The following is an 11518-nucleotide window of genomic DNA, read 5'->3' on the forward strand; positions in this document are numbered from 1 at the left end:
ATAATTTTTAGACCAATGTAAGTTTGGCCGAAAGTACTAGCGAAAAAATAAACTATGGTTTGTTAATATACTTGTCATTAGTGGGATTTATATCACAAGATACGCATTTTATGTGATTGGTGTCATTCTTTTTGTGTAAGTGAGTTGCAATTGATCTCAAAAGTTGGAACCGATGTGATGTATGTGGCTGGATGGTGCATTAACAAAATAATTCCTAAGTATTAGTGGCTAATATTAACTAGCATTTTATAAAATGACTTTTTATGCGTATGTTTGTATTTTTACCGGCTAGGGAGCGCTATGTTTGCTAAGGATAAAATAAAAACATCAGGGTACTCTGATGTAAATAAGCGAGTCGTTATGTTTATTGTCATAATGTCACTCGTTGTGAATGTACTTTTTCTAGTCATTCCTTTGTTCTCAATGCAAGTTTTTGACAGAGTATTGTCTTCTGAAAGTCGAGAAACATTGCTAATGCTAGCGGTATTTGCCTTGTTTCTGTTGTCAATGCAAGCAATGTTAGATTGGATTCGAGGCCAAATAATGCTGCGTTACGGGTATCGCGTTAATCAGCAGTCTTCCGATTTTGCATTTAGCCTATCAATGTTGCAGTCTCAGAGTGCAAATGGGGTTCATAGCCAGCCTTTGAGCGATTTGGTGAAGGTCAAAGACACCATTACATCTCCCGGTATATTTGCATTATTTGACGCGCCCTTTGCCCCTATCTTTCTTGCGGTGATGTATTTAATGCATCCACTTTTAGGCCATTTTGCCCTTGCTGGTGCCGGCGTTTTATTTGCGATCTCTCTTGCCAGCATCATTATCACAAAGCGTCTGCAGCGCCACTTAAGTCAGCATGGCTCTACCTTCAACTCTTTAACATCAGATTGGCTTAAGAATGCAGAAATTGCTCAAGCATTGGGAATGAACGAAAACCTTATCGCCAAATGGCAAAGAGAGTCCATTAACCCTACCGTGGACAAAGCGAATGCAGACAGAGTATCGAGAGGGATCCTCGCACTGGCAAAGTACATTCGCATGCTGCTTCAAATTGGTGTGCTTTGCTTGTCTGTCGTGCTGGTCTTGGACAATGAAGTAGGGGCGGGCGTATTAATTGCCGCTTCAATGATCATGAGTCGCGTACTCGCACCAGTAGAGCAAGCGATACATAACTGGCAAGGCTGGCTCGAAGGGTGGAAAGCTCATAAACGACTTCGTAAAGCGTTTCTAGAGCAAAGCGCAGATCTCGTAGAGCTGCCTAAAATTAAAGGGAAAATTCAGTTTGAAAAGGTCGACCTCGGTCATCAAGGCACAGAAAAGCCGCTGCTTGAGAATCTGACATTTACCATACCTGAAGGTGAGTGTGTGGCGATTGTCGGTGGCAGTGGTGTCGGTAAGTCGACGTTAGCCAAAGCCATTTTGGGGATTGTGAAACCGGTCAATGGTGATGTCAGGATTGATGGTGCGACCCTCAATCAACGTGATGTATCGGAGCTTGGCTGGCAAATCGGTTATGTCTCTCAAAATAGTCAATTGCTGTCAGGGACAATCGCGCAAAACATCAGTCGATTTGATGTGAATGCAGAGGCAAAGGACATTGTGGACGCGGCGAAACTAGCCAGCGTACACGAAATGGTCCTCTCGCTACCTAATGGCTACCAAACCTTGGTTGGCAGTTTAGGTGTGCAGCTATCGGGTGGACAGCAGCAGCGCATTGCTCTCGCTCGAGCACTCTACACCAAGCCATCTCTGCTCATCCTTGATGAGCCTGACACCAATTTAGATCACAGCGGACAAGCCGCATTAATAGCTCTGCTCGCCCATACACGTCTTCAACGGATCACCACGATCGTGATCTCCCACCGTATGTCGGTAATTCAGCATTCCAGTCTCTGTATGGTTCTAGGGGGTCATCAACTCCAGCAGTATGGAAAAACACAGGAGATATTGAATTTACCCGCCAAATCGACCCAGATGGGGAGTGTCTCATGATACTGAAACATACCGAATCGTCGCGCACGTTTAACTTATCGCTCAGAGGCTTTGTTCTTTTCGGTTGGGCTGTGCTGCTCGTTTGTGTGGCAGGAAGTGGCTACTGGAGTTACCAAGCACCTCTTAGCTCGGCCTCCCTCGCGCCTGGGAAATTGGTGACCGAACTGGAGAATCAAGAAGTCCAGCACCACACCGGTGGTGTTGTGGAAACACTACTTGTTAAAGAGGGGCAGAGTGTTGAAAAGGGTGACTTATTGCTGGTGCTGTCTGATCCGTTATTGGTCAGTCAAATGGAGCAGTTGAATCAGCGTAAGTTTATTGTTCAAGCAAGACTCGCAAGAGTCGAGGCCGAGCTCTCCGGTAACCCCATCGTTTGGAGCAGCAACCAAAGCTTAACGCCGATTCAGGCTCAAATTCAGCGCGATCAAGAGTCACTGCTAAGCCAAAACCGAATGATTTTGAAAGAGCAAATCGCGTCTATTCATCAACAAATCACCCAGTCAGAAAACGACAGCGACAGCTACAAAGCTTGGCTGTCGAGCGACCAACAATCACTCACATTATTGAACGAAGAGATTGAAGCGAATTCGGCACTGCTTGAGAAAGGCTATGTGTCTAAAGTGGCGTTTTTGGAGCTAAAGCGCGAGTACTCAAGCTTAAAAGCCCGCATTGCTGAACATCGCACTCGTATTAAGCACTCGCAAAGTAAGATAACCGAGTTGGGCTCGGAGCTTGACGCGATGAAAATCGATTTCAGACGTACGGCTCAGCAAAAAAAGCAAGAATTGGTTGCCGAGGAGCAGTCAGTATTGAAGCAGCTTAAAGCCTCCAACACGCTGAATGATCGAATTGAAGTGCGGGCACCAGTGAGTGGTGAAGTGATCAACTTAACTATTCACACTCAAGGCGGCGTCATTGCGCCAGCCAACACAATTCTAGAGATTGTGCCCAATAACACGCGAGTGGTGGCGAGCGTCAACATTCAACCCAAAGATATCGAATCGGTGTATGAGGGGTTATCGGCCAATATCCGATTAACGTCATACAGCTTTCGACAAGTCCCAGCGGTCTCAGGTGAGCTCATACACCTCTCTGCGGACAGCATCGTCGATGAGCGGCTAGGTGGTCATTTCTATCAAGGAAAGATAGCCCTCGATGCAACGGAGCTTCTCGATCTTGGCTTAGATCTTAAACCGGGTATGCCGGTAGAAGCGCAAATTGTACTAGAGGAACGCACAGTTCTCGATTATCTCCTCTCTCCATTGATTCAAAGCATGGAGAAGGGGATGAGAGAGATATAGGGCAACGTTAGAAAGGAATGATTGACATGGAACTAAATAAAATTTCGGATGATAAAGGCACTGAGAGTGCGAGTACTTTGAATGGCGATAATAACGACAACAATAATAATGACCATATAAGGGGATTTAAAGGAGCCGATACAATATATGGAAAAGAAGGAAACGATGTAATTGAAGGTAACCAAGGCAATGACTTTCTCTATGGTGGTGAGGGTAATGATGTCCTCTTCGGTGGTGTAGGTGACGATGAGCTTACTGGTGGAGAAGGAGAAGATACCTTTGCTATGCGCATTACCCATGGTGGTGTGAACACTATCAAGGACTTTGAGCTTGGTGTCGACAACCTACAGTTTTTAGTGGATCGCAAGCACTTTGTTCTTTCGAACGATTTAGCGCGAAGTGATAAACATGAGGGTAGGGTTGACGACAAGCTTGACGGAAAGCTAGAACGCTTGAATAAAAAGTTTTTTGAGGACAAATTAGACCTTAAAAAAGCCAATGGTGAAAGTGAAGATACTTTCGGTTTTGAAAATGCAAATACCTTTGTTGAGGAAGCATTGGATAACAAGCTGACTATTAATCTGCAGCACGACGGTACGTTGGTTCTTACCTTTTTTGAAGGCAACAAAGGTACAACGATCAAACTCGAAGGTTTTAAAGATAATGAGTTAATCAAAAGCATTATTGATGTCGATGAGACGCTCGAACCAACCGATCCGCAAAACGCCTTGAAGATCGATAATATTGTAGGTTTGCTAACTGGAGATATCCCTGTCTTTGAAGGTTCAGCTGCTGACTACAGTTTTCAAACGTATGGTCACATCAGGGTTGTGGACTCAGTCGATGGCCGAGATGGTGAGTCCAAAGTCTACATTGAGAACGGGCAAAAGGTTCAGTTCGGTGATGATATCTATACGTGGCAACGCGGTCACAATGCCGCTGATGTAATGACTGCGAAATCAGACGACGACACGTTAATGGTTGGTATGCATGGTCACGACGAGTTGAATGGCAAGGGCGGCGATGATGTATTGATCGGTGACAATGGTACCCATTTTCACTACAAAGGTGGTAATGACAAGTTGAGTGGCGGTGATGGTAACGACGTCCTTATTGGTGGTGCTGGTGATGATACCATAGATGGTGGCCAGGGCGAAGATACCGCTGTGTACCACGGATCCGTAGCTGACTTTCAGTTCCAACATTATTCAGGTGGAAACACTTCGGTAGAAGATGTCGCTGATGGACGTGATGATGGCCGCGACATGGTCAAGAATGTAGAAAACTTTCAGTTTGATGAAGGTAGTTTTGTGTTTATACGTGGTCATAACGCAGGAGATAACCTTGTTGCTACAGACGAAGACTCGCTACTGGTTGGTTTCACTGGTAATGACACTCTCACTGGTGGTGATGGTGATGATGCGCTTATGGGGGATAATGGCGGAAGTATGACATACAATTCCGGCAATGATGTCCTCGATGGCGGTAATGGGAGTGATTACATTAATGCTGGTGGTGGTGATGACATCATATACGCTGACAAGGAAGCACCAGCGCATAAACCTGTTTATGCGGAAAGTGACATCATAGAGGGTGGAGGTGGTACTGATACGCTTAAGTACAATGACACTTATAAGAATGCTGAGTCCCTTAATGTATACGTTACTGACGATGAAACCTTCAATGTGGAGATGATCGGTGAAGGTCCTGTTCAGGTGGTCGATGTTGTATCTGGTGTCGAAGTGCTTCATGGCACCCGCGGTGACGATGTGGTCGACTTCTCAGGGCTTGGTCATGGCATGGAATATTATGATAAATGGACGGATGCTGGAGAGGATAAAGTCACTGGTACTGACCACAATGATGTTATTGAGGTCATGCATGGTGACGATACAGTTGTAATGTCGGGCGGGCAAGACTATGTCGATGGTGGGCACGGGATCGATACGTTAGTTATTACTGCGGATACTAGTATTATTGTTGAAGCAAATGGACCCGCTTTTAAACAGGAATATAAAGTCTATGAACAAGGCTCCTCCGGCGAATTTACGATTGTTAAGAATGTCGAAAAAATAGAGTTCAACGGGACAACTATGGATCTTGAGATAGGTACTTATTCAGAAGATACTCTAGTATAGCTATTGCCATGCATTAGAAAGCCTCAAGCCCAGCTTGAGGCTCAGATTGCTGACGAACCCCGCTTTTTCAAGCGGGGTTCTTTTTTCGGAGCGGCCGTAGGCCGCGATCGCGATATTTTTTGTTAGATAGCGTTCTGAAGTGAGTAAGGCTTAAATCGGCATACAGAGGCTAGTATTTGACTTATTTCTGCCTTATTTAGGCCCATTTTTCGCAGATAGCTCACCACCAACGCTATCTTCTTGATGTTTTGAGCGGCAGCGGCTAACCAACATTGCATTTGCACTTTTGCGAGACCGCGGTAGCGCGCGTAACGGTGGCCATGGTGTTGTTTTGCATCGGCGAAGCTTCGTTCTACTGTTTCACTTCGCCTCCGATACGTCTTCTTTCCGTAGCTAGAGAGTCGCATTTGATTGGCTCGCTCCACCGTCTCACTATAAAGGTGACGCGTTATGACCTTCTGCATATTTTCACTCTTAGTACAGTCGTCCCGAACGGGGCAAAACGCACATTGTTTCGGGTCTGAAGCGTATGAGCGATAGCCTGCGCGTGTTGTGGTTTTATAGATAAGTTCTTGCCCTTCTGGACAGCGATAGGTATCGGTCTCTTTTTGGTATTTGAAGTCTTTCTTCTTAAATTTGTTCTTAGTTCTTGATGGGCGGCGATACCCGAACACACCTAATATACTGCGGCGCTCGAGTGATTCAGCAACAGGCGCAGTGAAGTAACCTGCATCGATACCAACTGCGATAGGATTGAGGTTGAACTGCTCTAGTGTGTGATCGAGACGACGGATATAGGGCTGTGAGTCATTCACATTCCCCGGTGTTGCGTATGTGTCTACGATGATACCGTGCTTACCATCCACGGTTCGGTGGTCAAGATAGAAGAAGCCTTGAGGCTTATTGTCTCGTGTCATAAAGCCACTTTCAGGGTCGGTGGTGCTGACTTTAGTGTTTTTGACGTCTGTCTTTGGTGGCGTCTCTTTGAATGGATTTTTACCTTCAGATTCTCGGTCTGCAGCCACATCTTCATTCAGCATATCAAGATAAGCGCCTGCACTAACTGGACGCAGACGATTCATGTGCTTGTTCTTGTTAGCATTGGCTTTAAGGTGTGTACTGTCAGTGAAGAGCTCCTGTCCTGCGACTAAGCCTTTCTCCATCGCTTGAAGCACTATGTTGTTGAAGATGCGCTCAAAGACGTCAGTACCATTGAAGCGTCGAATTCGGTTCTGGCTTAACGTCGAAGCATGGATAACTTTTTCGGTCAGTGACATTCGTAAGAACCAACGATAAGCGACGTTCACTTCAATTTCTTTGACCAGTTGGCGCTCACTTTTGATGCCGAATAGGTAGCCAAGCAGAATGATTTTGAATAAACGCACAGGGTCTACGGGTGGGCGGCCATTATCTTTGCAGTATAGATGTGCCACTTCGTCTCTGATGAACTCGAAGTCGATGGCATTATCAATTTTACGAACGAGATGATTCTGTGGAACGAGCTGTTCCATGGTTACCATTTCGAGTTCGTATTGCTGAGGAGAAGGTTTTTGAAGCATATCGGAGTATCCATATTTCGATACTCCTATTAGATCAAAGGTCTAGCTTGAAAGCTAGACCTTTGTCAGCAGTCTGAGCCTCAAGCCCAGCTTGAGGCTTTTATAAACCCACCCCAAAAGTCAACGATCCCACCGTCTACGGGCGAGGGATGTCATACAATCCAAATTTACCTATTGCTAATGTTCAAGCACCAAGCTAGTTTTGTTGATGGTATTGTCAAAGACTTGTGGTGTTGTTGAGTCGTTTTTATGAAGTTTTCGGTAAAGTTATTGTTGTCACTTATCCTCGTGACCCTAGTAGTGATAAGCAGCTATCGGCTTTGGGGCGACCAAAAACGGCTTGTGGTATCGAGTGACAAATTTGGTTTCTTCGCGTCTAATGATCAGTTTCAAGGTGGCGAGAGTCTCTCTACGCTTAAGAAAATGGATCAAGGCGTTCAGCTCGATTGCACACTGAAGACAAGCGATTACGCTTGGCCTTATTGCGGCGTCTCTGTGCACTTTTACTCAGACCCCCAGATAGGGCTAGATCTTTCTGACTATCATACACTTGAACTTGATATCGATTACGATATCCCTCCTAATGACGACCGCTCTCTTCGAGTTTACTTTCGTAATTACAATCCTATCTACTCCAATATCCAAGATGAGTACACCCACAAATATAACGGCGTCACGCTACAAGCTGATGCAGGGAAAATCAGCATTCCGATGCGGAATTTCCAAGTGATGACTTGGTGGGTGGTCGACAATAAAATTCCTATCGCGCACGCAGCGCCAGAGTTTACCAATATCAATAAGTTTGAGCTCGCTACGGGTTCAAACTCAGCTTTGGGTGAGCACTCGATCAAAATCCACAGTATTACACTGGTGGGCCGTTATATTGCCGGAGAGACGCTGTTTCTGTTTATGTTGGGCGTGTGGATTGTGGTCGCGACAATTGCGCTCTTGTGGGAGCTACGTAACTATCAGTTAGGAATGGATCGCGAGAAACGCAGAGCAGGTTATTTGTCTCAAGTTAATCAACGCTTAGAGAGTGAGAACATTAAGTTCTCGGAGTTGGCACATAAAGACGAGCTCACGGGCATTCGTAATCGTCATGCAGTGCGCGCATGGCTGGAAAGGCAGCAGTTACAAGTTCAAACGTCTTCGATTGGTGTGCTGTTTATCGATATCGACCATTTTAAGCGTATTAACGACACTTACGGTCATGGCGTAGGTGATGATGTGCTGCGTGAGTTTGCTATGGTGCTTTCTGAACTCGTAGGCAGCAAAGACAAAGTTGTTCGTTGGGGCGGCGAAGAGTTCGTGGTGTTTTGCCTGCAAAAATCAAACAGCGAATTGGTGAAGATGGCTGAGCAGATACGTCACTATGTCCACGCACATCTATGGGTGCATGGTGACGAGATGAGTTGCAGTATTGGAGTGGCGCTAGGACAAAATCATCAGGTTTATGAGACCATCAATTTTGCCGACGATATGCTTTATGAGGCGAAACAGCAAGGGCGAAATTGTGTTAGAGCGGTAGAGGTTAGTATCTGATCGGCTTGATTGAATAAAGGTTAGCTCAATGAAAGGTTATGGCTCTTTATCTTGTTCAAGCTGTTTATCAGAGTCTTGATTTGGAGCGATTTCAATTTTCGAAGCTTCTTCTATCTCCGAGTCACTATCCGAGTTTGTCACAATCGGCTCTTTAGGACCAAGAAAGCGCGGTTGAGTATGCATGACATACAAGTCGAGCAGCGCTTTAGTCCTTGCAAACACTTCTCGTAGTCTTACCGAATACCCTGACTTAGACACTGGGCCTGCGACCGCAAGGCATTGGGCGTTGATGTCGTAATACTGAGCGATAAACAGAGCGCGTTCACAGTGGAACTTCTGCGTGATGATTAAAAAGTTGTCGGTATCGAAAATTTCTTTGGCGCGAACAATGGAGTCAAGGGTACGAAACCCCGCGTAATCGAGGTGAATTGCAGGCTCAGGTACATTTGCTCTGAGCAAATCCCGCTTCATTGTCCATGGCTCGTTGTAGGAGCGGTGGGCATTATCACCACTGAGCAGAAAGTGCGATACCTTGCCTTCGTCATAGAGTTCGATAGCAGCATTAATACGATGAGCATAGTACTCATTGAGTGTGCGGCCTAGATATTTACTGGTGCCAAGCACGACGGCCACTTGAACATTATCTATCTCAGAAATAGAGGTAAACAGTTGGTCTTTGGCACGCCAACTTATCCAGCGGTCAATCGCCATTACCACAACGGCAACAGCGATCACAGCGAAAATGAGCAGACGAACCCCACGCTTCAATAGTGAAACTAGAGCGTCACGTTGCCACATTTCCTTATCAAATTTAAAGGTCACTAAATCTGTCGATTCCTTTGAGCCCAAATGCCGATACCTATAAAGCTTAAAACCACAATAGAGAACATCAAACCCGGTTCGATGTTGTTGAGTGTATTCTTTAACACTGGTGTGGCTTTAATGATGATCAATCCATAACCAAATGCGTTAAGAAGTATAAAACAGACTGTTCGAATTACGAAATTAGTATCACGTAATGCGTTACGCATCAAACGATTAATGTCGGCGCCGAGCACGACTAGCGTGCAAGCGACTAAAGCGGTAGCAATTTCCAGAAGATAAGGTGAAATAAACTGTCCACCAGGCGCAAAGACATCAAACATAATTGGGTTCCTTTTCGTGTTCTGAGCGCTCAATTAGACAAAAAAAAGGCTCTTGATAACAAGAGCCTTTGTGTGACATTGATTCCGGTTAGAACGCCGAACGCTTATATTTGCGATACACAGGCTGCCAGAAGTTCTCTTCAATAGCTTTTAGCAGTGTCTCGTCAGTGCACTCTTTCGCGACACCTTGCTCAATCGCTTTTTTAGCAACAGCGTAAGCAATACGTTTTGATACCAAGTGGATCTCTTCTAGAGGCGGCAATAGCTGACCAGAGCCTTTTTGTGCCAGTGGTGAGCATTCAGCAAGTGCACGGCTTGATTCCATTAGCATTTCATCGGTAACGCGAGAAGCTTGTGCTGCTAATACGCCCAGACCGATGCCTGGGAAAATGTAGCTGTTGTTACACTGTGCGATTGGGTAAGTTTTGCCCTCGACAACAACAGGGTCAAATGGGCTACCCGTTGCAACCAATGCTTGGCCTTGAGTCCAACGCAGAATGTCGTTTGGCGTCGCTTCAACGCGGCTCGTCGGGTTCGATAGTGGGAACACGATAGGACGTTCGCAGTGCTGGTGCATCTCTTGGATGATCTCTTTGCTAAACAGGCCTGGTGCGCCTGAAACGCCGATAAGAACGGTTGGCTTCGCGTTCTTAATCACATCATGCAGTGAGAAACCTGAATTATCTGATTCCCAGTTTTGCGTGTGGCTGTGCTTTTGCACTAAACGCTGCTGAAAGTCGAGCAGGTTTGGCATGCCTTCTTGCAGCAGACCCCAACGGTCAACCATGAACACTTGTGAGCGAGCCTGCTCATCGCTGATACCTTCAGACACCATTTGCGCGACGATAGCTTCTGCAATACCACAGCCAGCAGAACCTGCACCTAAGAAGGTAACGCGCTGCTCAGAGAGTTTGCTTCCCGCTGCCTTACAGGCCGCAAGCAGTGAACCTACGGTTACGGCTGCCGTACCTTGAATGTCATCGTTGAAGCAGCAGATACGATCTTTGTAACGCTCAAGAAGTGGCATAGCATTTTTCTGTGCGAAGTCTTCAAACTGAACGAGTGCATCAGGCCAGCGACGCTGAACGGCTTGGATAAAGTCTTCAACAAACGCACGGTATTCATCACCCGTAATTCGTGGGTGACGCCAGCCCATGTACATAGGGTCAGCAAGACGCTGCGGGTTGTTGGTGCCCACATCAAGAACGATAGGTAGCGTGTAAGCAGGGCTGATACCACCACAAGCGGTATAGAGCGCCAGTTTACCGATAGGAATACCCATACCACCGATACCTTGGTCGCCTAGGCCAAGAATACGCTCACCATCGGTCACTACGATAACTTTTACGTTGTGGTTACGAGCGTTGTTTAGCAGATCATCAATGCGATCACGGTTTGGATACGAGATAAATAGACCACGCCCACGACGATAAATGTTTGAGAAGTTCTCACACGCTGCACCAACGGTTGGTGTATAGATGATAGGCATCATCTCAGTGATGTGATTTTGAACTAAACGATAGAAAAGGGTTTCGTTCGTGTCTTGGATGTTACGCAGGTAAATGTGCTTATCCATGTCATTGTCAAAGCTGGTGTACTGCTTGTAAGCGCGATCCACTTGCTCTTGAATGGTTTCAGTGGTTTCTGGAAGTAGGCCTTCTAGGTTGAAGGACATTCTTTCTTCTGAAGTGAAAGCACTGCCTTTATTGAGCAATGGTGTGCTAAGAAGCGCAGGGCCTGCGTAAGGAATATAGAGTGGTCGTTTGTTGTTGTTCATTAGGTTACCTGATATGGGAACAGTCATTCGGGAAGTCGGAACAATTAGGGCGTTAATTTAACAC

The 11518-nt window shown here is 45.9% G+C and carries 8 protein-coding genes; 4 read left to right on the forward strand and 4 right to left on the reverse strand.

Annotated features, from left to right (window positions below):
* Nucleotides 1–300 precede the first annotated feature (300 nt).
* From AAA946_RS07100 to AAA946_RS07110, 3 genes are read left to right on the forward strand one after another with little or no spacing between them, the layout of a single operon-like run.
* Nucleotides 301–1992, forward strand: a complete 1692-nt coding sequence (locus tag AAA946_RS07100; protein ID WP_338164230.1) for a type I secretion system permease/ATPase — start codon at nucleotides 301–303, stop codon at nucleotides 1990–1992.
* Nucleotides 1989–3293: an HlyD family type I secretion periplasmic adaptor subunit gene (locus tag AAA946_RS07105; protein ID WP_338164231.1), complete on the forward strand. Its 1305-nt coding sequence runs from the start codon at nucleotides 1989–1991 to the stop codon at nucleotides 3291–3293. The genes AAA946_RS07100 and AAA946_RS07105 overlap by 4 nt, the downstream gene beginning before the upstream one ends.
* Nucleotides 3294–3319: 26 nt before the next feature.
* Nucleotides 3320–5431 (forward strand): calcium-binding protein, encoded by a 2112-nt coding sequence (locus AAA946_RS07110; protein WP_338164232.1) that lies wholly within the window; start codon nucleotides 3320–3322, stop codon nucleotides 5429–5431.
* Between the two features lie 122 nt (nucleotides 5432–5553).
* Here the strand turns inward: AAA946_RS07110 and AAA946_RS07115 are convergent, their stop codons facing one another.
* Complete coding sequence (locus AAA946_RS07115) at nucleotides 5554–6990, reverse strand: IS1182 family transposase (RefSeq protein ID WP_338163447.1); 1437 nt, start codon at nucleotides 6988–6990, stop codon at nucleotides 5554–5556.
* A gap of 249 nt (nucleotides 6991–7239) precedes the next feature.
* Here AAA946_RS07115 and AAA946_RS07120 point away from each other — a divergent pair, with 249 nt between their 5' ends.
* Entirely contained in the window at nucleotides 7240–8532 is a 1293-nt protein-coding gene (locus AAA946_RS07120) for a GGDEF domain-containing protein (RefSeq protein ID WP_338164233.1), read from the forward strand.
* Between the two features lie 36 nt (nucleotides 8533–8568).
* Here the strand turns inward: AAA946_RS07120 and AAA946_RS07125 are convergent, their stop codons facing one another.
* The 3 genes from AAA946_RS07125 to AAA946_RS07135 form a co-directional block, all read right to left on the reverse strand.
* A complete protein-coding gene (locus AAA946_RS07125; protein ID WP_445206095.1) occupies nucleotides 8569–9330 on the reverse strand; it encodes a SanA/YdcF family protein in 762 nt (253 codons plus the stop codon).
* Between the two features lie 23 nt (nucleotides 9331–9353).
* Nucleotides 9354–9677 (reverse strand): DUF3392 domain-containing protein, encoded by a 324-nt coding sequence (locus AAA946_RS07130; protein WP_338164234.1) that lies wholly within the window; start codon nucleotides 9675–9677, stop codon nucleotides 9354–9356.
* 88 nt (nucleotides 9678–9765) lie between these two features.
* Nucleotides 9766–11454, reverse strand: a complete 1689-nt coding sequence (locus AAA946_RS07135; RefSeq protein ID WP_042498437.1) for an NAD-dependent malic enzyme — start codon at nucleotides 11452–11454, stop codon at nucleotides 9766–9768.
* Nucleotides 11455–11518 lie beyond the last annotated feature (64 nt).

The organism is Vibrio sp. 10N, from assembly GCF_036245475.1.
In the GTDB taxonomy this organism is placed as follows: Bacteria; Pseudomonadota; Gammaproteobacteria; order Enterobacterales; family Vibrionaceae; genus Vibrio.

Bases quoted from the DNA above. Each gene is read 5' to 3' on its own strand.
- AAA946_RS07105 (WP_338164231.1), top strand. From the start codon at position 1,989: ATGATACTGAAACATACCGAATCGTCGCGCACGTTTAACTTATCGCTC.
- AAA946_RS07100 (WP_338164230.1), top strand. From the start codon at position 301: ATGTTTGCTAAGGATAAAATAAAAACATCAGGGTACTCTGATGTAAAT.
- AAA946_RS07110 (WP_338164232.1), top strand. From the start codon at position 3,320: ATGGAACTAAATAAAATTTCGGATGATAAAGGCACTGAGAGTGCGAGT.
- AAA946_RS07135 (WP_042498437.1), bottom strand. From the start codon at position 11,454: ATGAACAACAACAAACGACCACTCTATATTCCTTACGCAGGCCCTGCG.
- AAA946_RS07130 (WP_338164234.1), bottom strand. From the start codon at position 9,677: ATGTTTGATGTCTTTGCGCCTGGTGGACAGTTTATTTCACCTTATCTT.
- AAA946_RS07115 (WP_338163447.1), bottom strand. From the start codon at position 6,990: ATGCTTCAAAAACCTTCTCCTCAGCAATACGAACTCGAAATGGTAACC.
- AAA946_RS07120 (WP_338164233.1), top strand. From the start codon at position 7,240: ATGAAGTTTTCGGTAAAGTTATTGTTGTCACTTATCCTCGTGACCCTA.
- AAA946_RS07125 (WP_445206095.1), bottom strand. From the start codon at position 9,330: ATGTGGCAACGTGACGCTCTAGTTTCACTATTGAAGCGTGGGGTTCGT.